Source organism: Phenylobacterium sp., assembly GCF_035309685.1.
Taxonomy (GTDB): Bacteria; Pseudomonadota; Alphaproteobacteria; order Caulobacterales; family Caulobacteraceae; genus Phenylobacterium.
In genome coordinates, this window is sequence record NZ_DATGEX010000016.1 from 1 (window position 1) to 20,589 (window position 20,589).

24 protein-coding genes are annotated in these 20,589 nt (G+C 69.1%); 13 read left to right on the forward strand and 11 right to left on the reverse strand.

What is annotated here, in order from left to right; translation table 11 throughout:
- Positions 1 to 684: Hsp70 family protein (locus tag VKQ35_RS04400; RefSeq protein ID WP_324358920.1), on the reverse strand; the 684-nt coding region annotated here is incomplete at its 3' end.
- 344 nt (positions 685 to 1,028) lie between these two features.
- On the opposite strand from VKQ35_RS04400, the gene VKQ35_RS04405 reads away from it, so the two are divergent.
- Complete coding sequence (locus tag VKQ35_RS04405) at positions 1,029 to 1,904, forward strand: dienelactone hydrolase family protein (protein ID WP_324358922.1); 876 nt, start codon at positions 1,029 to 1,031, stop codon at positions 1,902 to 1,904.
- On the opposite strand, the gene VKQ35_RS04410 is transcribed toward VKQ35_RS04405, so the two are convergent.
- Positions 1,901 to 2,290: a hypothetical protein gene (locus tag VKQ35_RS04410; RefSeq protein WP_324358924.1), complete on the reverse strand. Its 390-nt coding sequence runs from the start codon at positions 2,288 to 2,290 to the stop codon at positions 1,901 to 1,903. The genes VKQ35_RS04405 and VKQ35_RS04410 overlap by 4 nt on opposite strands.
- A gap of 138 nt (positions 2,291 to 2,428) precedes the next feature.
- Here VKQ35_RS04410 and VKQ35_RS04415 point away from each other — a divergent pair, with 138 nt between their 5' ends.
- Complete coding sequence (locus tag VKQ35_RS04415; RefSeq protein ID WP_324358926.1) at positions 2,429 to 4,774, forward strand: DNA translocase FtsK; 2,346 nt, start codon at positions 2,429 to 2,431, stop codon at positions 4,772 to 4,774.
- 195 nt (positions 4,775 to 4,969) lie between these two features.
- Here VKQ35_RS04415 and VKQ35_RS04420 read toward each other — a convergent pair whose 3' ends face one another.
- Positions 4,970 to 5,419, reverse strand: coding sequence for an SRPBCC family protein (locus tag VKQ35_RS04420; protein WP_324358928.1), 450 nt, complete (start codon positions 5,417 to 5,419; stop codon positions 4,970 to 4,972).
- A complete protein-coding gene (locus VKQ35_RS04425) occupies positions 5,412 to 5,744 on the reverse strand; it encodes a metalloregulator ArsR/SmtB family transcription factor (RefSeq protein WP_324358930.1) in 333 nt (110 codons plus the stop codon). The genes VKQ35_RS04420 and VKQ35_RS04425 overlap by 8 nt, the downstream gene beginning before the upstream one ends.
- Positions 5,745 to 5,807: 63 nt before the next feature.
- Between VKQ35_RS04425 and VKQ35_RS04430 the strand changes: the two genes are divergently transcribed.
- From VKQ35_RS04430 to xth, 3 genes are all read left to right on the forward strand, one after another.
- Entirely contained in the window at positions 5,808 to 6,500 is a 693-nt protein-coding gene (locus tag VKQ35_RS04430; RefSeq protein WP_324358932.1) for a ribonuclease T2 family protein, read from the forward strand.
- Positions 6,501 to 6,568: 68 nt separating this feature from the next.
- Positions 6,569 to 7,228: an outer membrane lipoprotein carrier protein LolA gene (locus VKQ35_RS04435; RefSeq protein ID WP_324358934.1), complete on the forward strand. Its 660-nt coding sequence runs from the start codon at positions 6,569 to 6,571 to the stop codon at positions 7,226 to 7,228.
- A gap of 244 nt (positions 7,229 to 7,472) precedes the next feature.
- Positions 7,473 to 8,279, forward strand: a complete 807-nt coding sequence (gene xth, locus VKQ35_RS04440) for an exodeoxyribonuclease III (RefSeq protein ID WP_324358936.1) — start codon at positions 7,473 to 7,475, stop codon at positions 8,277 to 8,279.
- On the opposite strand, the gene VKQ35_RS04445 is transcribed toward xth, so the two are convergent.
- From VKQ35_RS04445 to VKQ35_RS04455, 3 genes are read right to left on the reverse strand one after another with little or no spacing between them, the layout of a single operon-like run.
- Positions 8,276 to 8,683: a type II toxin-antitoxin system VapC family toxin gene (locus VKQ35_RS04445; RefSeq protein ID WP_324358938.1), complete on the reverse strand. Its 408-nt coding sequence runs from the start codon at positions 8,681 to 8,683 to the stop codon at positions 8,276 to 8,278. The genes xth and VKQ35_RS04445 overlap by 4 nt on opposite strands.
- Positions 8,680 to 9,087, reverse strand: a complete 408-nt coding sequence (locus VKQ35_RS04450) for a DUF7662 domain-containing protein (protein WP_324358940.1) — start codon at positions 9,085 to 9,087, stop codon at positions 8,680 to 8,682. The genes VKQ35_RS04445 and VKQ35_RS04450 overlap by 4 nt, the downstream gene beginning before the upstream one ends.
- Positions 9,088 to 9,143: 56 nt before the next feature.
- Complete coding sequence (locus VKQ35_RS04455; protein WP_324358942.1) at positions 9,144 to 9,827, reverse strand: response regulator transcription factor; 684 nt, start codon at positions 9,825 to 9,827, stop codon at positions 9,144 to 9,146.
- 60 nt (positions 9,828 to 9,887) lie between these two features.
- On the opposite strand from VKQ35_RS04455, the gene VKQ35_RS04460 reads away from it, so the two are divergent.
- Positions 9,888 to 10,394 carry a L,D-transpeptidase family protein gene (locus VKQ35_RS04460; protein ID WP_324358944.1) on the forward strand — a complete coding sequence of 169 codons (507 nt, stop codon included), beginning with the start codon at positions 9,888 to 9,890 and terminating at the stop codon, positions 10,392 to 10,394.
- 229 nt (positions 10,395 to 10,623) lie between these two features.
- Positions 10,624 to 11,070: a hypothetical protein gene (locus tag VKQ35_RS04465; RefSeq protein ID WP_324358946.1), complete on the forward strand. Its 447-nt coding sequence runs from the start codon at positions 10,624 to 10,626 to the stop codon at positions 11,068 to 11,070.
- Here VKQ35_RS04465 and VKQ35_RS04470 read toward each other — a convergent pair.
- Entirely contained in the window at positions 11,067 to 11,723 is a 657-nt protein-coding gene (locus tag VKQ35_RS04470; RefSeq protein WP_324358948.1) for a YggS family pyridoxal phosphate-dependent enzyme, read from the reverse strand. The genes VKQ35_RS04465 and VKQ35_RS04470 overlap by 4 nt on opposite strands.
- Positions 11,724 to 11,739: 16 nt before the next feature.
- Between VKQ35_RS04470 and VKQ35_RS04475 the strand changes: the two genes are divergently transcribed.
- Positions 11,740 to 12,342 carry a thiamine phosphate synthase gene (locus tag VKQ35_RS04475; protein WP_324358950.1) on the forward strand — a complete coding sequence of 201 codons (603 nt, stop codon included), beginning with the start codon at positions 11,740 to 11,742 and terminating at the stop codon, positions 12,340 to 12,342.
- Here the strand turns inward: VKQ35_RS04475 and VKQ35_RS04480 are convergent.
- Positions 12,332 to 12,751, reverse strand: a complete 420-nt coding sequence (locus tag VKQ35_RS04480; RefSeq protein ID WP_324358952.1) for an NtrZ family periplasmic regulatory protein — start codon at positions 12,749 to 12,751, stop codon at positions 12,332 to 12,334. The two genes, VKQ35_RS04475 and VKQ35_RS04480, sit on opposite strands and share 11 nt — an antisense overlap.
- 298 nt (positions 12,752 to 13,049) lie before the next feature.
- Here VKQ35_RS04480 and VKQ35_RS04485 point away from each other — a divergent pair, with 298 nt between their 5' ends.
- From VKQ35_RS04485 to VKQ35_RS04505, 5 genes are all read left to right on the forward strand, one after another.
- Positions 13,050 to 13,502 (forward strand): DUF3576 domain-containing protein, encoded by a 453-nt coding sequence (locus VKQ35_RS04485; protein ID WP_414692308.1) that lies wholly within the window; start codon positions 13,050 to 13,052, stop codon positions 13,500 to 13,502.
- A gap of 87 nt (positions 13,503 to 13,589) precedes the next feature.
- Entirely contained in the window at positions 13,590 to 16,187 is a 2,598-nt protein-coding gene (gene leuS / locus VKQ35_RS04490; RefSeq protein WP_324358956.1) for a leucine--tRNA ligase, read from the forward strand.
- On the forward strand, positions 16,188 to 16,778 hold the full coding sequence (gene lptE / locus VKQ35_RS04495) for an LPS assembly lipoprotein LptE (RefSeq protein ID WP_324358958.1): 591 nt from the start codon (positions 16,188 to 16,190) through the stop codon (positions 16,776 to 16,778).
- Positions 16,779 to 16,786: 8 nt separating this feature from the next.
- Positions 16,787 to 17,839 carry a DNA polymerase III subunit delta gene (holA, locus tag VKQ35_RS04500; protein WP_324358960.1) on the forward strand — a complete coding sequence of 351 codons (1,053 nt, stop codon included), beginning with the start codon at positions 16,787 to 16,789 and terminating at the stop codon, positions 17,837 to 17,839.
- Positions 17,840 to 17,923: 84 nt separating this feature from the next.
- A complete protein-coding gene (locus VKQ35_RS04505; protein WP_324358962.1) occupies positions 17,924 to 19,024 on the forward strand; it encodes a hypothetical protein in 1,101 nt (366 codons plus the stop codon).
- Between the two features lie 160 nt (positions 19,025 to 19,184).
- On the opposite strand, the gene VKQ35_RS04510 is transcribed toward VKQ35_RS04505, so the two are convergent.
- Positions 19,185 to 19,706: a GNAT family protein gene (locus tag VKQ35_RS04510; protein ID WP_324358964.1), complete on the reverse strand. Its 522-nt coding sequence runs from the start codon at positions 19,704 to 19,706 to the stop codon at positions 19,185 to 19,187.
- A gap of 10 nt (positions 19,707 to 19,716) precedes the next feature.
- Complete coding sequence (locus VKQ35_RS04515) at positions 19,717 to 20,580, reverse strand: ParB/RepB/Spo0J family partition protein (RefSeq protein ID WP_324358966.1); 864 nt, start codon at positions 20,578 to 20,580, stop codon at positions 19,717 to 19,719.
- Positions 20,581 to 20,589 lie beyond the last annotated feature (9 nt).

A 20,589-nucleotide genomic window follows, 5' to 3' on the forward strand; every position in this document is an offset into this window, starting at 1 on the left:
GTCGAAGTCCTCGCCGCCCAGGAAGGTGTCGCCGTTGGTCGACTTCACCTCGAAGACGCCGTCGCCGATCTCCAGGATCGAGACGTCGAAGGTGCCGCCGCCCAGGTCGTAGACGGCGATCTTCTTGCCGTCGTTCTTCTCCAGGCCATAGGCGAGCGCCGCGGCGGTCGGCTCGTTGATGATCCGCAGGACTTCCAGGCCCGCGATCTTGCCCGCGTCCTTGGTCGCCTGGCGCTGGGCGTCGTTGAAATAGGCCGGGACGGTGATGACCGCCTTTTCGACCTTTTCGCCGAGATGCTGCTCGGCGGCTTCCTTCATCTTCTGCAGGATGAAGGCCGAGACCTGCTGGGGCGAATAGTCCGTGCCGTGGGCGCGCACCCAGGCGTCGCCGTTCGGGCCCTTGACGATCTCGTAGGGCACCATGCCCTTGTCCTTCTCCACCATCGGATCGTTCATCTGGCGGCCGATCAGGCGCTTGATGGCGAAGAGGGTGTTGGTCGGATTGGTCACGCCCTGGCGGCGGGCCGGCTGACCCACCAGGCGCTCGCCATCCTCCAGGAAGGCCACCACCGAGGGGGTGGTGCGCGCGCCCTCGGCGTTTTCGATCACCCTCGGCGTCTTGCCATCCATGATGGCGACGCAGGAATTGGTCGTGCCGAGGTCAATACCGATAATCTTGCTCATTGAGAGTCTAGCTCGCTCCTTGTTGGCGGACGCTACGGGAGGCCTTCAGGTGAAGCGCCCCGGTCTTGCAACGTCCCCGGTTCGATCTGGTCTTAACAAGGACCCCACAGCGAAGATGTCTTCGCGCCAAGCCCGTTGTCGCCAGCCGATATGGGGAAATTGCGGGCGCTCGCAAGGGTGAAAGTCTCCAATCGCGCCAAGCACATGAGTCAAATGACGCCCCGTCGGGCTCCGAAAGCGGGGCCTTGAAGAGGCTCATCCACATACGCCGCGGCTTTGACTCCCTGTGTCGTGGCGCCGCAGTGTCGGCTTAACAACCACAATTACCCTAACGGAGGCTTCCCTTGCTCACTCGCTCCCGCGCACCCCACATCCGGGCCGACGGCAACTGGGTGGCCGAACCGGAACTCACCCGCCGCACCATCGCGCTGGCGCTGGCCGGCGGCTACGCCGTGGCCGCCTACTCCGCCGACGCCGAGCCGATCACCACCGACACGCAAGGCCTGGTCGCCGAAACCGTCGAGATCCAGGCCGCCGACCGCAAGATCCCCGGCTATCTCGCCAGGCCCGCCGGCAAGGGGAAACACCCGGTGGTGTTCGTCAATTCCGAGATCTTCGGGGTGCACGAGTGGGTGAAGGACATCTGCCGCCGCCTCGCCAAGGCCGGCTACGTGGCGCTCGCCCCCGACCTGTTCGTTCGTGCGGGCGATCCGTCGAAGACCACCGACTTCAAGGTGATCATGGATATCGTCAAGGCGACGCCGGGCGACCAGGTCACCTCCGACACCAAGGCCTCGTTGGCCTTCCTCGCCGCCCAACCCTATGCGGACATGAAGCGTCTGGGCGTCACCGGCTTCTGCTGGGGCGGCGGCGCGACCTGGCTCTGCTGCGAACGCTTCGGCGAGTTCAAGGCCGGCGTCGCCTGGTACGGCCCCTTGAAGGCCGGGGCCTACCCGCGCACCCCGCCGATCGATCTGGTCAAGGACCTCAAGTGCCCGGTGCTCGGCCTCTACGGCGCCCTCGACAAGGGCATTTCCCAGAAGGATGTCGAGGACATGCGCGCGGCGCTCAAGGCCGCGGGCAAGAACGACGAGATCATCGTCTATCCCAACGCCGATCACGGCTTCCTGGCCGACTACCGCTCCAGCTACAACGCCGACGCGGCCAAGGACGGCTGGGCCAAGATGCTGGCCTTCTTCAAGGCGAACGGGGTGGCTTAGTGCGGGGCCTCGTCCGGCGGCGGGGCCGGCGGGGTTTCGCTGGCGACGGCGGCCGGTGAGGACGGGGCGGCCGGGACGCTGACGCCGGGCGGGGCCGTGGCGGCGGCCGCCTTGACCGCCTCGTCGGCCTCCTCCTTGGCTTCCTTGTCGGCCTCGAGCTTTTCCTTTTCCTCGGGCGTCAGCTCGCGGGGCGCCAGGCCCTCGATGCGGTCGGCGCCCAGCGGCGTGGCGTCGGTGGCGACCAGCGCCGCGCCGCCCGCCTGGCCGGCGACCTTCTCGCCCGGCATCCGGCCGCGCGACGGCGCATTGATGATCCCGGCGGCGAAGGCGGAGACGGAGATCAGGCCGATCAGGACGGCGACCACCTGAAGCACGCGACGGGGCATGGACCACTGCATGGCGCGACCCTAATGCGCGGGCGGACCGCCCGCAAATCGCGATCGCGGCCCCTTCAAAGTAAATGCCGGTTAACCATCCCCGCGCGAAACATAGCCGGCTGATTTGTAAGCTGGAGTGGTTCTCGTATGGCGCGGACGGCGCGGAAGACCGGCATGGCCTTGGTCTGGCACATCGCCGACCTCGCCTGGAGCCATCCAGCGACCGCGCGCCTGCGGGGCGGCGTCACCGCCGCGGCTGGCGCGGCGCTGGCCGTGGCCTTCCTGACCTACAACGCCGCCGACCCCAGCCTGAACGCCGCCAGCCCCGCGGCGGCGACCAATGCGTTGGGTGGTCCGGGCGCCGTGCTCGCCGACCTGGGCGTGCAGTCGCTGGGGCTCGCCTGCGCCTTTGGGGCGCTCACCGTCATCGTGCTCGGCCTCTGCCGCGCCGCGGCGAGCGAGCCGGCCGCCAGCCGCGGTCACCTGCGCCTGCGCGCCCTGGTCGGCGTCCTGGGCGTCCTGGCGCTGGCCGCGGCGCTGGCCTGGCCCGCGCCGCCGGCCAACTGGCCGCTGGCCAAGGGGCTGGGCGGGCTGTGGGGCGACGCGCTGCTGTCGGGCCTGGCGGGCCTCTTAGCCTACGCCCACGTGCCGATCGCCCGGCCGATCGCCGCCGGCGTCTTCCTGGCGGCCGGCCTGGGGACGCTGGGCTACGCCATCGGCCTGCGCCGCGCGGAGCTGCGGACGCTGGGCGAGTGGCTGTCGGTCGTGCTGACGCCCAAGCCCAAGCCGCTCGCCAAGACGGTCAAGCCGGAGCGCGCCGCGCGCATCGCCGCCCGCCGCGGCGAAGGCATTCCGGACACGGCCTTCGACGCCGCGCCTGTCGCGGCGCTGGAGCCGGGGGACGGCCCCAAGGTGAAGGCGCCCAAGGCGGCGCCCAAGGAAAGCCCGCGCGAGCAGCGGGAGGCGCAATCGACCTTCGAGTTCCTGCGGCCCGGCGGCTTCGCGCTGCCTGAGCTTTCCATGCTGGCCAAACCCAAGCCCCGCGCCGCCCAGTTCGATGAGGGCGCGCTGCGCCAGAACGCCCAGCTGCTGGAAAGCGTGCTGGCCGAGTTCGGCGTGAAGGGGACCATCGACCAGATCCGCCCGGGCCCCGTCGTCACCCTCTACGAGCTGGTGCCGGCCGCCGGGGTGAAATCGGCCCGCGTGGTGGCGCTCAGCGACGATATCGCCCGCTCCATGAGCGTCGCGGCCTGCCGCGTCTCGGTCGTGCCCGGCCGCAACGCCATCGGCATCGAGCTCCCCAACCAGAAGCGCGAGACGGTCTATCTGCGCGACCTGCTGGCCAGCCCAGAATACGAGCGCGGCGGCCAGACGCTCCCCATGGCGCTTGGCGAAACCATCGGCGGCGAGCCCTATATCGCCGACCTGGCGCGCATGCCCCACCTCTTGATCGCCGGCACCACCGGCTCCGGCAAGTCGGTGGGCGTCAACGCCATGATCCTGTCGATCCTCTACCGCCTGCCGCCGGACCAGTGCCGGATGATCATGATCGACCCGAAGATGCTGGAGCTTTCCGTCTACGACGGCATCCCGCACCTGCTGGCGCCGGTCGTCACCGATCCGAAGAAGGCCATCGTCGCGCTGAAGTGGACCGTGCGCGAGATGGAGGACCGCTACCGCCGCATGTCGAAGATCGGCGTGCGCAACGTCGCCTCCTACAACGAGCGCGCCAAGGAGGCCGCCGCCAAGGGCGAGCACTTCGAGCGCACCGTCCAGACCGGCTTCGACGAGACCGGCCGCGCGATCTACGAGAGCGAGAAGATCACCCCCGAACCGATGCCGATGCTGGTGGTGATCATCGACGAGGTCGCCGACCTGATGATGGTGGCCGGCAAGGACATCGAAGGCGCCGTCCAGCGCCTGGCGCAGATGGCGCGGGCGGCCGGCATCCATCTGATCATGGCCACCCAGCGCCCCTCGGTCGATGTGATCACCGGCACCATCAAGGCCAACTTCCCGACGAGGATCAGCTTCCAGGTCACCTCCAAGATCGACAGCCGCACCATCCTGGGCGAGCAGGGCGCGGAACAGCTGCTCGGCCAGGGCGACCAGCTCTACATGGCGGGCGGCGGGCGGATCACCCGCCTGCACGGACCTTTCGTCAGCGATGGAGAGGTGGAAGCGGTGGCCAAGTTCCTGCGCGAGCAGGGCCAGCCGCAATATCTGGAAGAGGTCACCGCCGCGCCGGAAGAGGACGGCGAGATGGGCGACTTGGGTTTCGGCGGCGAGGGCGGCGAGTCGAACGACCTCTACGACCGCGCCGTGGCCGTGGTCACCCGCGACGGCAAGGCGTCCACCAGCTACATCCAGCGCCGCCTGCAGATCGGCTACAACCGCGCCGCATCCCTGATGGAGCGCATGGAGCAGGAGGGCGTCGTGGGCGCCGCCAACCACGCCGGCAAGCGCGAGATTTTGGTGAGCGCGGCGCCGTAGGACCTGCCCCGCGAAGCGGCTTTCAAGATTCAACCACGAACCCACACGAACACCACGAACGCGCCGTGCGGGCTGAATCGCCGCTAGCCAAGTTCTCCTGGCTCTGAAGTTTCAGGACTGGCCTGCGGCCGGCAGGCTCTCTCGGGCGCGTTCGTGGTGTTTGTGTGGGTTCGTGGTTCTTCTTCTCGCATCCTCTTATTCGTCGTGGATGCCGCCGAAGGCGTCGGGGATGACGCCGCCGGTTTCCAGGTAGGTCTTCATGTTCGACAGCACCGCGGGCCAGGCGGCGGCGACGTCCTTCAGGCCCGCCGGCGTCAGCTCGGTGTGGCTCATGGTCAGCCGCACCTTGTCGCCCATCTGGTCGATATCGAAGGCGACCCGGCTGACCCGCTCGGGATTGTCGACGTGGGCGGGACCGGCCCAGGTCAGCACCAGCCGCTTCGGCGGATCGCTTTCCAGCACCGTGCCGATCAGGTCGGCGGCCTTGTCGGGGAATTTGTGCGCCCAGGTCGAGCCGACCTTCCAGTCGGAGACATTGCTGCGCATCCAGTAGCAGGCGCTCTGTTCGGCGTCGGTGATCGCGTCCCAGACCTTCTGGGCGGTGGTGGCGATGTAAGTCACATAGACGAAGCTCGGCTTATCCATCGGTTACGTCTCCTTCGAGGCGTTGCTTGAGCGCGGCCAGGGCGTCGAGCCGCGGCCGTTCGAATTTCGCGATCCAGCGGGCCTGGACCTCGTGGATCGGCACGGGATTGAGGTAGTGCAGCTTCTCGCGGCCGCGTTTGACGGTGGCGACCAGGTTGGCGGCCTCCAGAACGCTAAGGTGCTGGCTGACGCCCTGCCGGGTCATCTCCAGGCGCGAGGCCAGCGCGCCCAGGGTCTGGCCGGGTTCCCGGAAGAGGTCGTCCAGCAACGCGCGGCGGCTCGCATCCGCCAGCGCCTTGAAGACCTTGTCCGTGTCGTCGGTCATGGCGTCAATATGCAAGTAATTACTTGCCTGTCAATCGCAGCCGGCGCGCGATAGGCTCGCGGCATGATCCTGCCCGCTTCCGTCCTGACCGCCGTGTTCGCGCTCTCGGCCGCGCCGCCCGCCGATCTGAAGCCCGCGCCGGCGCTCAATCCGCGGCCCGACGAGGTCGTGACCGGCGTGCCGATCGCCTACTATGTGCTGGCGCTGAGCTGGACGCCGGAGTGGTGCCGATCGGGCGGCAGCGGGGCGAGCGCGAAGGAGATGGAGTGCGTCCGCCCGCTGGGCTTCACCCTGCACGGCCTGTGGCCGGACGGCGCGCATCCGCCCTACCCGAGCTTCTGCAAGCCGACCGGCCCGCTGGACATTTCGCTGGTGCGCGAAATGTGGCGGCGCACGCCGTCCGCGGTCCTCTTGCAGCACGAATGGCAGAAGCATGGGACCTGCGCCGCCTGGCCCGACGCCAGGGCCTTCTTCGCCCAGTCCGCGAAGCTGTACGACCGCATCGCGATCCCGAAGATCGAGGCCATCGCGCCCGGCGAGCTGACCGCCGGCGCGGTGCGCGCCGCCTTCGTCGCCAGGAATCCCTGGCTCACCGCCGACGAGATCTTCGTCCAGAGCCGGCGCAGCGACGACGCGCTTTCCGAGGTGCGGGTCTGCTACGATCTGAAGTTCCAGCCGGCCGGCTGTCCCGGCGGCAACGGCGCGCCGGACCGCGCCCGCCTGACGCTGGCGCCCAGCCGCACAGGCGCCTTCTGAGGCCCGGACGCGTTAGAGCCATCCTGCCGCGCCATTCTACAGACAAGAAAGCTGAGCAATCTGCCGCCATGACCACACGCCGCCACCTGATCGCCCTTTGCGCCGTCATCGCCCTGGCGCCGCCGCTCGGCGCGCTCGCCCAGCCCGCGCCTGCCCAGCAAGGATCGGGCGTCTCCGCCGCCGATCAGGCGCTGGTCGACAAGGCGGTGGCCTATCTGCAGGGGCTTGGCGAGGCCCACGGCCGCTTCACTCAGACCGACGCCCGCGGCGCGACCACCACCGGCGAGCTGTTCCTCAAACGCCCCGGCAAGGCCCGCTTCGCCTACGATCCGCCGTCCGGCCTCTTGGTGGTCTCCGACGGCGGCCGGGTAATCGTGCAGGACAAGCGGCTGAACAGCTTCACGGCCTACCCCTTAGGCGCGACGCCGCTGTCGCTGTTCCTGGCCAAGACCATCCGGCTCGACAAGGGCGTCCAGGTGATCCACGTCGCCCATGCCGCCGACGGCTTCACCATCACCGCCCGCGACGGCAAGAAGGAAACCGCCGGCCAGATCGCGCTCACCTTCACCAGCGCGCCCATGGCCCTGATCGGCTGGACGGTGACCGACGCGCAGGGACGCGCCACCAATATCCGCATCACCGGCCTCGCGCCGGCGGCGGGCCTGGATCCCGCGCTGTTCGTGCTCAAGGACACCCGCCCGAAGCCGTCCGATCCGGGCCGTCTGTGACGAATTCGCCACGAGCAAGCGCTAACTCCGAAACTCTTGACTTTCGTCTTACCTGTGTCTTCAGTGCCACTAGGCCATTGGCGCGGCGCACGCGCCGATGGAATCCGTGCCGGAACCTATCCCCTCCCGGCGGCGGCATGAGAGACAACTAAAACGCCCGGGCTTCTCCAGTGCCCGGGCGTTCCTTTATCCCGCCCTCCCGATCCCCAATTCCCATTGCGATCCGGGCCGCTTAAGGGAGCGCATGCGCCTTCGTATCTGCACCTGGAACGTCAACTCCGTCCGCCTGCGCGCCGAACAGGCCGCCCGTTTCGTGGCCGAACAGGCGCCCGACGTGCTGTGCATGCAGGAGATCAAGTGCCGCGAGGGCGAGTTCCCGAAACAGGCCTTCATCGACATGGGCCTGCCGCACCTGAAGATCGCCGGGCAGAAGGGCTGGCACGGCGTCGCCATCGCCTCGCGCCTGCCCATCGAGGATCCGGCGCCGCTGGACGTCTGCCGCGAAGGCCACGCCCGCTGCGTCGGCGCGAAGGTGGCCGGCGTGGAGATCCAGAACTTCTACATCCCGGCCGGCGGCGACGTGGCCGACCGCGTGGAGAACCCCAAGTTCGACCACAAGCTCGACTTCTACGAGAAGCTGACCGCCGAGATGGCCAGGCGCGATCCCAAGGCGCCCTTGGCCATCGTCGGCGACCTGAACGTGGCGCCCGGCGAGAACGACGTCTGGAACCACAAGTACATGTCCAAGATCGTCAGCCACACGCCCGTGGAGGTCGAGGCCATGTGGGCGCTGCACCGCGCGGGCCAGTTCACCGACCTGGTCCGCGAGGCCCATCCGGAACCGCAGAAGCTGGCGAGTTGGTGGAGCTACCGCGCCCAGGACTTCCGCCAGTCGAACCGCGGCCTGCGGCTCGACCACATATTGGTGACGCCCGGCCTGCGCGACGCCGCCTTCCGGCTGGGCGCGGCGGCAGCGCGGATCCACGACGACGTGCGCGAATGGGAACGCCCCAGCGACCACGCGCCGGTCAGCGCGGACCTGGTGCTCTAGCAGGCGATCGCGGTCATGTGGCCGTCGGCGGCGAAGTCGAGCAGGGGCTTGTCGCGGGTCATCAGGCGATAGTTCAAGGCGCGCGCAGTCGCGGCGATGATCCGGTCTGCGGGATCACGCAGCCTGTCGCTGGGCAACGATGAACTCGCGATCAATATCGCCGGCGGCAAGGGGGCTAGCGCCACGCCAAGATCGATCACCCGCTGAAACCAATCCATGGGGCTGCTCGTCATCCGCAGACGGCCCTTGGCGACCAGCATGCCGATCTCCCACGCCGATATCGGGGACACGGCGACACCGCTAGCGTCGGCGGCGACCAGGGCGTCCTCCGCGGCGCGCGACAGGATGTCGTTGTTCGCGAACCAGATGAGGGCGCAAGTGTCGAGCAGGATTGGCCGGGTCATTCGCGCTCGGCATCCCACACCTCGCCGGTCGGCTGCGTAAGGTCCCAGCCCGGCGCGACCTGCACGGTGCCGCGCATCTGCGCCCGCAGCCGGCCTAGCCATCCCGCCCGCCCGCCCAAGAAGGCCGGGGCGGCCTCGGCCACGCCGGACGCCGCGAGGTCGGAAGGCTTGCGGCGGAAGACCAGCCGCTCTCCGGCAATATCCACCTGTTCGGTCATGAAGCCGGCGTCCAGCCAGACGTCGGTCATCATGTTGTTCGACGGGTTGTTGCTCCACCACGCCGGATATCGTTTCGAGCGCGGCAGCGTCGTCCCCAACACCCGCTCAATTTCGACGAACGTCATCGGCACGGCGTCGCCGGCCTGAGCCAGCAGGAACGTCTTAAGGGGATCGTATTTGCCCATGGGCCATCCTCACAGCGTCACGCAACTTATAAAAGTTGCAGTAAGCTGTAAAGTTATTAAGGCGCCAGCCGATACCCGCCCGCTTCGGTCAGCAGCAACTTGGCGTTGGCCGGATCGCTCTCGATCTTCTGGCGCAGGCGGTAGACGTGGGTTTCCAGGGTGTGGGTCGTGACCCCGGCGTTGTAGCCCCAGACCTCGGCCAGCAGCTCCTCGCGCGACACCGGCTTTTCGCCGGCCCGGTAGAGGTATTTCAGGATGTTGGTTTCCTTCTCCGTCAGGCGGATCTTTCGCGCCTGCGGATCGATCAGCATCTTGGCGGCGGGGCGGAACTCGTAGGCGCCCAGGCGAAAGACCGCGCCCTCGGAATGCTCGTAGTCGCGCAGCTGCACCCGGATGCGGGCCAGCAGGACGGCGAACTTGTAGGGCTTGGTGACGTAGTCGTTGGCCCCGGCGTCGAGGCCCTGGACGGTGTCGTCGTCCTCGGACGCGGCGGTGAGCATGATCACCGGGGTGGCGACGCCGCTGGCGCGGATGCGGCGGCAGGCCTCGCGGCCGTCGAAATCGGGCAGGTCGACGTCGAGCAGGATCAGGTCCGGCCGCTCGGTCTGCGCCAGCCGCACGCCGTCCGCGGCGTTGGCGGCCTCGATGGTCGAGAAGTCCTCGGCCTGCAGCTGCTCGGCGACGGCCCCGCGCAGGTCCGCGTCGTCATCGACGATGAGGAGGGTCTTGCGTTGAGCCATGACCGCTAGAACATGCACCGTGTTGCCGGATGGGAGCAAAGGTATTTGGGGAGCCCCTGCGTGAACTTCATCGCCACCGCCGACGGTTTCCTCGATCTGGGGAGCCGGCGCGTGCGCTGCGCGCTCGGCAAAAACGGCGTGAGGCCGGCTGCGGACAAGCGCGAAGGCGACCTCGCCTCACCGGCCGGGATTTGGCCGATCCGCCGCCTGCTCTACCGGCCGGACCGGGGCGCGACGCCAAGGACCTCTCTGCCAAGCTCGCCCCTGGCGCCGGACGATGGCTGGTGCGATGCGCCGGGCGACCCCGCCTATAACCGCCCCGTCAAGCTGCCCCACCCGGCCGGCGCCGAGCGGATGTGGCGCGAGGACCACCTCTACGATCTGGTGGTGGTGCTAGGGCACAACGACGAGCCGCCCGTCGCGCCCATGGGCTCCTGCATCTTCCTGCACCTGGCCCGCGATGGCTATCTGCCCACCGAGGGCTGCGTGGCGGTGACCCGCGCCGACATGGAAGAATTGCTGGCCGCCGCGAAGCCCGGCGACGCCGTGGAAATCCGCCTGGCGTAACGACGGTTGCGTTGACAGCTGCGCGTTGGGGCCCTTAGGAGGGCGCATGGCTCGTTGCCGCAAATGCACCCAGCAGCAGAATCGTCGCTTCGCGGCGGGGGTGCGCGTGCGCGTTCCGGGATAGGTCTTTCGACCCCTCGAACGAGCTGCCAACCCCGCCCGGCCGGCGGGGTTTTTCATGCGCCAAGACCTCCTCCGGGCCGGGCCTTTCCTTCGAAAGAGCCCTCAAATGACCCGCCACTTTCCCGATGACGCCGCCGTCGCCCGCCTGGGCTTTGGACTGATCGACCGCTCGCTGCCCAAGGCCGAGTGGACCCACGCCGGCCACTTCGCCGCCGCGCTCTGGCTGTTGCGCCACGAGCCAGAGGCGGTGGTGCGACGACGCATGCCGCCGATGATCCGCGCCTACAACGAGGCCACCGGCGTCGCCAACACCGACGATGGCGGCTACCACGAGACCATCACGCTGGCCTCCATCGCCGCGGCGCGGGCGTTCCTTGAGGCGCGTGCGTCCTTGCCCCTGCACGAGGTGGTCGACGCGCTGATGGCCTCGCGCCTCGGGCGCCCGGACTGGCTGCTGGCCTTCTGGTCGAAGGACCGGCTGTTTTCTGTCGAGGCCCGCCGGAGCTGGATCGAGCCGGACCTGGCGGTCTTCGATCCGGCGCAGGCCGCCTAGGTTCGGGCGCCGAACACCGCCGAGCCGACCCGCACGCTGGTGGCGCCAAAGGCGATGGCGGTCTCGAAATCGTCGCTCATGCCCATGGACAGCCTGGCCAGCCCATTGCGCGCGGCGATTCTGGCGAGCAGCGCGAAGTGCGGGCCGGCGGGCTCATCGGCGGGCGGGATGCACATCAGCCCCTCCGGCTCCAGGCCGTAGGTCTTGCGGACGATCGCGATGAAGGCGTCGGCGTCGGCCGGGACGACGCCGGCCTTCTGCGGCTCCTCGCCGGTGTTCACCTGGACGTAGAAGCGGGGGGATCGGCCCTGCTTCTGGACCTCGTCGGCCAGGACGCGGGCCAGCTTTTCACGGTCCAGGGTCTCGATGACATCGAAGAAGGCCACCGCGTCGGCGGCCTTGTTGGTCTGCAGCGGGCCGATCAGGTGCAGGGTCAGGCCGGCGTTCTTGCCGCCCCAGCGCTGTTCGGCCTCCTGCACGCGGTTCTCGCCGAACACCCGCTGGCCGGCGGCGAGCACCGGGGCGACCGCGTCCCACGGCTGCATCTTCGAGACCGCGACCAGAGTGACATCAGCGGGTGAGCGTCCGGCGGCTTGCGCCGCACGGCCGATCCGGGCCACGACATCGGCATAGGCTGACGGAGAGACGGCCATTTCGGGCTTCTGGACCTTGGCGAGAACCGCGGCCTTCCTAGGGCGCCGTGCGGGCGCGCGAAAGGCCCTGCCCGCCCTGCTGTTCTTCACCGATCCCGAGCGGACGCCCAACCCGGAAGCCATCGCCGCCACCCTGCCGCGCGGGGCCGGCGTGGTGTTCCGGGCCTTCGGGGCCGCTGACGCCGCCGAGCGGGGCGCGCGGCTGAGGGCCGTCGCCCGCACGCGCGGACTGATCCTGCTTGTCGGGCAGGACGCGGCGCTCGCTGCGCGGATCGGCGCCGATGGCGTCCATCTGCCGGAGCGGCTGGCGCACCGGGCGCGGCGGCTGAAGGCGGCGCACCCTCGCTGGCTCGTCACCGCCGCGGCGCACTCGACGCTGGCCGCGCGGCGAGGGCTGGCCGCCGGCGCGGACGCGGTGGTGGCCTCGGCGGTGTTCGCCAGCCGCAGCGCGTCGGCGGGCCGGCCGATAGGCGCGGTCCGCCTGGCCTTGCTGGTCCGGCGGGTGAAGGGTCCGGTCTACGGCCTGGGCGGCGTCGGCAACAAAAAAGCCCGCCTCCTGAAGGATACGGGCCTGGTCGGTCTGGCGGCGGTGGAGGGCCTTGCGAACCCTAGAACTTGAACTTGGTCTCGAGCTGCACGCGCGGCTGAGTGGGGTCCGGGGCGTTCGGCTTCGGACCCGGCGCGACCTGCTCGCTGCCGAAGGCGAAGGCGCCGCCGACCCGCAGCGCCGGCGTGATCTTGTAGTAGGCCCCGGCCTGGATGTCGTTGAGCGTGGTTTCGCGGGTGTCGGGCTGACGCATGTTGAAGGTGACGCCCCAGTGACCCTTTGCCGCGTCCCACTTCAGCGTCTGGACGCCCGGAATGGCCGGCGAGCTCTCGGCATGCACCGTGAAATCGAGCGGCTTGGCGGCGGCGGCCGGGGTCGCGGCGACGGCGGCCACAGTGGCCGGAGCCGCCTGCGCAACGCCGCACACGCCGCCCGCGAGGGCGGTCGTAGCGACCAGCATTGCGATACCGCGGACGGACATGCCCAACATATAGCCCCTGCGCGCAGCCTACGCACCCCCAGGATTCCCCCAGGCGTCGCTACGGTGGAGGCCGATTAGAGAACCACCGCGGTTAAGGTCAACTAAAGTCGGGCCTGTTAAGCCTTAATGCAGCCAAGAACCTCGCCTCCTGTGGCGGCTGGGCCACGCGATTCCTGTTTGGCGACTGACACGGCGTTGTTATAGAGACCCCGGCGCGGGGCGGCGCCTTAGCGCTTGGCTTGGGCGCGACGGAATTCTTTGGAGACGGATACATATGCCGTTTGTACGCGGTACCTGGATGCGTGGCGTTGCGGTGAGCGCCTTGGCCTGCGCCGCGTTGGGCGTGGCGGGTTGTTCCCACATCATGCATCCGCTCGGCGGCGGCGACGGCCCGAAACAGGTGACCAATCCTGACTCGGCCGCCTCCATCGGCGTGAACGGCTATCTGTGGCGGGCGACCCTGGACACCCTGTCCTTCCTGCCGCTGGCCTCGGCCGATCCCTACGGCGGGGTGATCATCACCGATTGGTATGCGAACCCGGAAGCGCCGAACGAGCGTCTGAAGGTCACCGTCTACATCCTGGACGCGCGCCTGCGCGCCGACGGGCTGAACGTGGCGGTGTTCAAGCAGAACAAGGCCCCCGACGGTCAATGGATCGACGCCCCCTCGGCCAGCCAGACCGAGACGGACCTCGAAAACGCCATCCTGACCCGCGCGCGCCAGCTTCGACTTTCGAACATCAAGGGCTAATCAGCCCCTCTGATCCTTCGTGAGTCGGCGCGTCTTCCCAAGAGGCGTTGACCGGACCTTCAACTCCAGTCCAAAGCCTCCCTGACGATGGCCCGCTACAATCCCAAAGAGACCGAGCCCAAGTGGCGCAAGGCCTGGGCGGACGCCGACGCCTTCCGCGCGGTGATCGATCCGGACAAGCCCAAGTACTATGTGCTGGAGATGTTCCCCTATCCGTCGGGGCGTCTGCACATGGGCCATGTGCGCAACTATGCGCTGGGCGACGTGATCGCCCGCTTCAAGCGCGCCCGCGGCTTCTCCGTCCTGCATCCCATGGGCTGGGACGCCTTTGGCCTGCCCGCCGAAAACGCCGCCATGGAGCGCGGCGTCGATCCCAAGGGCTGGACCTACGACAACATCGCCCGCATGCGGTCCGAGTTGAAGGAGCTGGGCCTCAGCATCGACTGGTCCCGCGAGTTCGCCACCTGCGACCTCGACTACTACGGCCAGCAGCAGGCGCTGTTCCTGGACCTCTATGCGCGCGGCCTGGTCTATCGCCGCGAGGGGATGGTGAACTGGGACCCGGTCGACATGACCGTGCTGGCCAACGAGCAGGTGGTCGACGGCCGCGGCTGGCGGTCGGGCGCCGTGGTCGAGAAGCGCAAGCTGAACCAGTGGTTCTTCCGCATCACCGACTACGCCGACCAGCTGACCGACGACCTGGAGACCCTGGAGCGCTGGCCGGAGAAGGTCCGTGTCATGCAGGAGAACTGGATCGGCCGCTCCAAGGGCCTGACGTTCTCGTTCGCGTTCGCCGGCGAGCCGCCCGTGGGCTTCGCGGACGGCCTGGAGGTCTACACGACCCGGCCCGACACCCTGTTCGGCGCGAGCTTCGTGGCCATCGCCGCCGATCACCCGCTAGCCCAGCAGGTCGCGGCGAAGAACGCCGCCGCCCAGGCCTTCATCGAGGAATGCCGCAAGGGCGGGGCCTCCCAGGCCGAGATCGACACCGCCGAGAAGCTGGGCTTCGACACCGGGGTTAGGGTCAAGCACCCCTTCGATCCCAGCTGGGAGCTGCCGGTCTGGATCGCCAACTTCGTGCTGATGGACTATGGCGCGGGCGCCCTCTTCGGCTGCCCGGCGCACGACCAGCGCGACCTGGATTTCGCCCACAAATACAAGCTGCCGGTGATCCCGGTGGTGCTGCCGCCTGGGGAAGATCCCGCCACCTTCGCCATCGGCGACGAGCCCTATGTGGGCCCGGGGACCATCTTTCACTCGCAGTTCCTGGACGGCCTGGACGTGGAGGCCGCCAAGGCCGCCGCCATCGCCCAGATGGAAGCCCAGGGCCAGGGCGTCGGCGCGACGGTCTTCCGCCTGCGCGACTGGGGCGTGGCCCGCCAGCGCGCCTGGGGCTGCCCGATTCCCGTGGTGCATTGCGACAGGGACGGCGTCGTCCCGCTGCCGAAATCGGCGCTCCCCATCGCGCTGCCCGACGATCTGGAGTTCGGCAAGCCCGGCAATGCGCTGGCGCGCCACCCGACCTGGAAGCACACCACCTGCCCGGCCTGCGGCGGACCGGCGACGCGGGAGGTCGATACGCTCGACACCTTCGTGGACTCGTCCTGGTACTTCGCCCGCTTCGCCAATCCGGACTTCGCCCAGCCGATCGACAAGGCCGCGGCCGACTACTGGCTGCCGGTCGACCAGTACATCGGCGGCATCGAGCACGCGGTGCTGCACCTGCTCTATGCGCGGTTCGTGACCAAGGCGCTGGCCGACGACGGCCAGCTGAGCATGCGCGAGCCCTTCGCGGGCCTGTTCACGCAGGGGATGGTCACCCACGAGACCTACCGCAAGCAGAGCGGCGAATGGGTCGAGCCCAAGGACGTCGAGATCGTCGCGGAGGGCAAGTCGCGCCGCGCCAAGTTGATCGAGACCGGCGCCGAGGTGGTGATCGGCGACGTCGAGAAGATGTCGAAGTCCAAGCGCAACACCGTCGCGCCGGAGGAGATCTTCGACGTCTACGGCGTCGACGCCGCGCGCCTCTTCGTGCTGAGCGACAGCCCGCCGGAGCGCGACGCCATGTGGTCCAACGCCGGCGTCCAGGGCGCCTGGCGGTTCGTCAACCGCGTCTGGGAAGAGTTCGAGAGCCAGCCGGCGGGCGCGCAGGCCGGCGCCGAGAACGCCAAGGGGGGCGACGATGACGCGGCCACCGCCGTGCGCCGCGCCACCCACAAGCTGACCAAGCAGGTCACCGAGGCCATCGACGGCTTCCGCTTCAACTCCGGCATCGCCCGGCTGTACGAGTTCCTGAACCTGCTGAAGGCCAACCCCGCGGCGGGCGCCTCGCCCGCCCTGCTGGCCGCCCGCCACGAGGCGCTGTCGGCCTTCGCCCGGCTGATCGCCCCCTTCACGCCGCACCTGGCGGAGGAGTGCTGGATCCGCGTCGGCGGCCAGGGCATGGCGGCCATGGCCCCCTGGCCGGCCTTCGATCCGGCGCTCACTGAGGACGCCATGCGCACCCTGCCGGTACAGGTGAACGGCAAGCGGCGGGGCGAAATATCGGCGCCCGCCGGGGCCTCGGCGGCCGATGTGGAGAAGATGGTGCTTGACGATCCCGAGATTGCGCGGCGCCTAGAGGGCCTGACTATCCGCAAGGTGATCGTGGTGCCCGACCGCATCGTCAATATCGTGGCCGCCTAGGTGGCCCCCGTCCGCAAACATGCCCGCACGCTCCTGGCGGTTGGCGCCGCGCTCGGCGCGAGCCTGCTGCTCGGCGGCTGCGGCTTCACGCCGCTCTACGCCGCGCCGGGGGTCAATTCGAAGCTGGCCAGCATCAATGTGGTGGCGCCGCAGGGCCGCACCGGCTTCCTGATCCGCCAGCACCTCGACGACGCCTTCGCCAAGGACCACAACGCGCCGGCCGCCTACACCATGCGCCTGGCCATGTCCGAGGCGCGCTACCCGCGCGGCATCCGCACCGACAACGTCGCCAGCCGCTACGAATATGTGCTGACCGCCGACTATACGCTGGCCAGTATGCCGTCCGGCGAGATCGTCAAGAAGGGCCGGGTCCGGGCCGAGGTCACCTACGATTCCCCCGACCAGCCCTACGGCTCGATCGCCGAGGAGCAGGACGCCGCCGACCGGGTGGCGCAGGAGGCCGCGCGCCGTATCCAGCTGGAGGTCGCCGCCTGGCTGGCGACCGGCGAGCCGCACGCCAAGACCGCGCCCAAGGTGGTCCCGCCGCCGGCCAATTCGGTGACCCCGACGGGCCTGCCCACCGGAGACTGAGGCTCAAGATGATCCTCGGCAAGCGCCCGGACATCGAGCGGTTCCTGAGCCGACCTGACGGCGACGTCCGCGCCGCCCTGATCTACGGCCGTGACCTCGGCGTGGTGCGCGAGCGCGGCCAGCAGCTGGCCGGCAAGATCGCCAAGGACCCCAACGATCCCTTCGACGTGGCCCAGCTCACCGACGGCGACCTGGACGCCGATGCGGGCCGCCTTGAGGGCGAACTTGCGGCACAGTCGCTGATGGGCGGCCGGCGGCTGGTGCGCCTGCGGTTCGCCACCGAGAAGGCGGCCCTCGACAAGCTGGCCGCCGAGGCCCTGACCAGGCATGCCGCCGGCGAGCTCAATCCCGACGCCTTCCTGCTGATCGAGGCGGGCGCCCTTGGCCGCGACTCGGCGCTGCGCAAGGCGGCGGAGAAGGCCAATGGCGTCGCGACCATCCCCTGCTACGAGGACGAACCCGGCGATGTCGCGCGCCAGGTGCGGGACAGCCTGGCCAAGGACAACCTCTCGCTGACCGGCGAGGCGCTGGCGATGTTCGTGGCGCGGATGCCCAAGGAGCGCGGCGTCGCGCGCCAGGAGATCGAGCGCCTGGCCCTCTACCTCGGCCCCGGCAGCGGGGCGACGGCGACGCCGGCCGATCTGGAGCCGTTCCTGGGCGTCGAGCCGGAGGCCTCGCTCTCCGACGCCGCCGTCGACGCCTTCGGCGGACGGCTGGGCGAAGCGCAGGCGGGCCTGCGGCGCGCCGCGCAGGAGGGCGAAGGCGGGCCCGCGGCGGTGCGCGCCATGGGCATGCACCTGGGCCGCCTGCGCCGCGCGCTGACGCTGGCCAAGAACGGCGCCGGGATGCAGGAGGCGGCGAAGGCGGCGGGCGTCTTCTGGAAGCAGGAGCGGGAGTTCCTGCGTCAGGCGCGGTCGTGGAACCTCGACGAGCTCGACCGCATCCAGCCGGAGATCCTCAACGCCGACCGCCTGTGCAAGACCGCGGGCTCGCCGGACCAGCTGATCGCCGAGCGGCTGGCGCTGGCGGTGGCCGCCAGGGCGCGGCGGCTGGGGCTGTAAGCGCCGCACTTGCGGTGAGCGCCGAAGGCCCGGATACTTGCGCCCATAAGCAGCAATGACTGCAAAGACATCCGGGAGCGTGTCATGTCGGCCAAGGGACTGAAGGCGTTAGTCTTTTCGACGGTTCTGGGAACTTTGGTCCTGCCCGCGGCCCCGGCGTCGGCCCAGCCGCCGACGCCACCGAAGACCGGCTACAAGGCGCCGCTGGCCGCCGACGGCCATCCCGACCTGCAGGGCGTCTGGACCAGCGCCACGGTCACCCGCCTGGAGCGCAACCCGCGCGACGGGGCGAGCCTGGTGCTGACCGAGGCCCAGACCCAGAAGATCGAGGGCAAGACCAAGGCCCAGATCGATCTCGGCAACAAGCCCACCGATCCCAACGCCAAGGTCACCGACCTGCCGGCCGACTGCTCCGGCGGCCGCGGCACCAACTGCAACTACAACGCCGCCTGGACCGACCCGGGCAGCGTGGTCATGCGGGTGAACGGCCAGCCCCGCAACGGCTTCATCACCACCACCTCCGACGGCCGCGTGCCGATGCGCAAGGACGTGAAGGTCAATCAGTTCGGCCAGCGCACGCTGAAGCCCGGCGCCGGCCCCAGCGATAATCCCGAGACCCGCGCGCTCGGGGAGCGCTGCCTGCTCTCGTTCGGCAACTCCTCAGGCCCGGTGATGCTGCCGGGGCTCTACAACAACACCTACCAGTTCGTGCAGACCAAGGACGAGGTCGCCATCGACGTGGAGATGGTCCACGACATCCGCCACATCCGGCTGAACACCTCGACCCATATCCCGGCGTCCGTGCGGCCCTGGATGGGCGACTCCATCGGCCACTGGGAGGGCAATTCGCTGGTGGTCGAGACCACCAACTTCAACCCGGAACAGGTGTTCCGCGGCGCGTCGGAGCACCTGAAGGTCACTGAGCGCTTCACGCGCACCGCCAAGGACCGCCTGCACTATTCGTTCTGGGTGGAGGACCCCACCGTCTTCGCCCAGCCCTGGGGCGGCGAGTACGAGTTCTCCAAGATCACCGGCCAGGTCTACGAATACGCCTGCCACGAAGGGAACTACGGCCTCGTCGGCATCCTGCAGGGCGCGCGCGAAGAGGACCGCACCGGCCACAAGACCGCGCCCACCAACATCGACCAGAAGGCCAAGGCCGCCGACGACGACGGCGAGGGCTGATCACCCGGCCTTGGGTCATCCCGGAAAGCGCCTAGCGCTTGTCCGGGACCCATGATCTCCGCCGTGGGATTTGAGCCTGCGGCGCGGTCGCGTTCTTCCGGCGGCTCGGTGATCCTGGGTCCCGGTCTTCGCTTCGCGAAACCGGGATGACACCGGGGAGCTAGTCCCTAACCCTTGAATATACGAAACAATCCGATGGCTGGTCGGGGCTGGAATAGCCGGCCTTGCGCAATATGCCTTCGCTCGCGTAGCCGCAGGCCTCGGCCAGGCGCGCCGAAGCGTCGTTCCAAGTCTCGATGATCAGCTGCAGGCGGTGGCACTCCGGGTGCTCGGCGAACAGCAGGTCGGAGAACAGCCGCAGCGCCTCAGAGGCATAGCCCTTACCCCGGTCGTCCTCGCTGTGCAGGACATAGCCGATCTCCAGGCCATGGATGCCCGGCCCCGCGCCATAGAACTGCAGGGTGCCGATCAGGCGGCCATTGTCGCCCTCGACCAGGCTTTCGATGGCGCAGGCGCCGGCCTTGGGCTGCCAGAAGCCGGTCTGGTCCAGCGCGCGGCGCGCATGGTCCGGATCGGTCATCGGCTCGGTGATCGAGAGCGTATATCTGTGCGCCGTGGCGGCCTTCAGGTCGCGCACGCCGATGGTGCGCAGACGCACGCGGTTGCCGCTCGCCAGGATCATGAGAGGCGCATCATCGGCGGGTCAGCCTGCGGCAGAGCTCGTCGAGCTGTTCGAGGGTGGCGTATTTGATCCGCAGTTCCCCCGCGCCATCGCGGTCGACGATGTCGACGCTCATGCCCAGCGCATCCTCCAGATCGACCTCCAGCGCGGCGGTGTCGGTGTTCTTGCCCGCGCGGCGCGGGCCGGACGCCTTCTTGGCCGCCCCGCCGTCCTTGCGCTTGGCGAGCGCCTCGGCGTCGCGGACGGAAAGTCCTTTGTCGACAATGGTTTGGGCCAGGACCTCGGGGAAGGCGGCGCTGAGGATCGCCCGCGCGTGGCCCGCGGTCAGGCGGCCGAACAGCACGTGGTCCTGCACGCTGTCGGGCAGCTGCAGCAGGCGCAGGGTGTTGGCCACGTGGCTGCGCGACTTGCCAACCGCCGCGGCGGCCTTGTCCTGGGTGTAGGCCATGCGCCGCATCAGCGTCTGGTAGGCCTGAGCCTCCTCCATGGCGTTGAGGTCTTCGCGCTGGACGTTCTCGACGATGGCGATCTCGAAGGCCTTGTCGTCGTCCAGCACCCGCACCAGCGCCGGTATGGCCTTGAGGCCTGCTTTCTGCGCCGCGCGCCAGCGGCGCTCGCCGGCGACGATCTCATATTCGCCCTGGGTCTTGGGCGAGGGCCGCACCAGAATCGGCTGCAGCACGCCCTTGTCGCGGATCGAAGCCTCGAGTTCGGCGATCTCCGCCTCCGGGAAGTGCCGCCGCGGCTGTTCCGGATTGCGGTGCACCAGCTCGATGGGGATCTCGCGCACACCCTCGCCCGGGCCGCCGGGCGGGTCGCCGTCGCTCGCGTCGTCCAACAGGGCGGAAAGCCCCCGGCCGAGACCTCTGGCCATCGATAGCTC

Bases quoted from the DNA above. Each gene is read 5' to 3' on its own strand.
- VKQ35_RS04410 (WP_324358924.1), bottom strand. From the start codon at position 2,290: ATGCCCCGTCGCGTGCTTCAGGTGGTCGCCGTCCTGATCGGCCTGATC.
- VKQ35_RS04415 (WP_324358926.1), top strand. From the start codon at position 2,429: ATGGCGCGGACGGCGCGGAAGACCGGCATGGCCTTGGTCTGGCACATC.
- VKQ35_RS04420 (WP_324358928.1), bottom strand. From the start codon at position 5,419: ATGGATAAGCCGAGCTTCGTCTATGTGACTTACATCGCCACCACCGCC.
- VKQ35_RS04425 (WP_324358930.1), bottom strand. From the start codon at position 5,744: ATGACCGACGACACGGACAAGGTCTTCAAGGCGCTGGCGGATGCGAGC.
- VKQ35_RS04430 (WP_324358932.1), top strand. From the start codon at position 5,808: ATGATCCTGCCCGCTTCCGTCCTGACCGCCGTGTTCGCGCTCTCGGCC.
- VKQ35_RS04435 (WP_324358934.1), top strand. From the start codon at position 6,569: ATGACCACACGCCGCCACCTGATCGCCCTTTGCGCCGTCATCGCCCTG.
- xth (WP_324358936.1), top strand. From the start codon at position 7,473: ATGCGCCTTCGTATCTGCACCTGGAACGTCAACTCCGTCCGCCTGCGC.
- VKQ35_RS04445 (WP_324358938.1), bottom strand. From the start codon at position 8,683: ATGACCCGGCCAATCCTGCTCGACACTTGCGCCCTCATCTGGTTCGCG.
- VKQ35_RS04450 (WP_324358940.1), bottom strand. From the start codon at position 9,087: ATGGGCAAATACGATCCCCTTAAGACGTTCCTGCTGGCTCAGGCCGGC.
- VKQ35_RS04455 (WP_324358942.1), bottom strand. From the start codon at position 9,827: ATGGCTCAACGCAAGACCCTCCTCATCGTCGATGACGACGCGGACCTG.
- VKQ35_RS04465 (WP_324358946.1), top strand. From the start codon at position 10,624: ATGACCCGCCACTTTCCCGATGACGCCGCCGTCGCCCGCCTGGGCTTT.
- VKQ35_RS04470 (WP_324358948.1), bottom strand. From the start codon at position 11,723: ATGGCCGTCTCTCCGTCAGCCTATGCCGATGTCGTGGCCCGGATCGGC.
- VKQ35_RS04480 (WP_324358952.1), bottom strand. From the start codon at position 12,751: ATGTCCGTCCGCGGTATCGCAATGCTGGTCGCTACGACCGCCCTCGCG.
- VKQ35_RS04485 (WP_414692308.1), top strand. From the start codon at position 13,050: ATGCGTGGCGTTGCGGTGAGCGCCTTGGCCTGCGCCGCGTTGGGCGTG.
- leuS (WP_324358956.1), top strand. From the start codon at position 13,590: ATGGCCCGCTACAATCCCAAAGAGACCGAGCCCAAGTGGCGCAAGGCC.
- holA (WP_324358960.1), top strand. From the start codon at position 16,787: ATGATCCTCGGCAAGCGCCCGGACATCGAGCGGTTCCTGAGCCGACCT.
- VKQ35_RS04505 (WP_324358962.1), top strand. From the start codon at position 17,924: ATGTCGGCCAAGGGACTGAAGGCGTTAGTCTTTTCGACGGTTCTGGGA.
- VKQ35_RS04510 (WP_324358964.1), bottom strand. From the start codon at position 19,706: ATGATCCTGGCGAGCGGCAACCGCGTGCGTCTGCGCACCATCGGCGTG.
- VKQ35_RS04515 (WP_324358966.1), bottom strand. From the start codon at position 20,580: ATGGCCAGAGGTCTCGGCCGGGGGCTTTCCGCCCTGTTGGACGACGCG.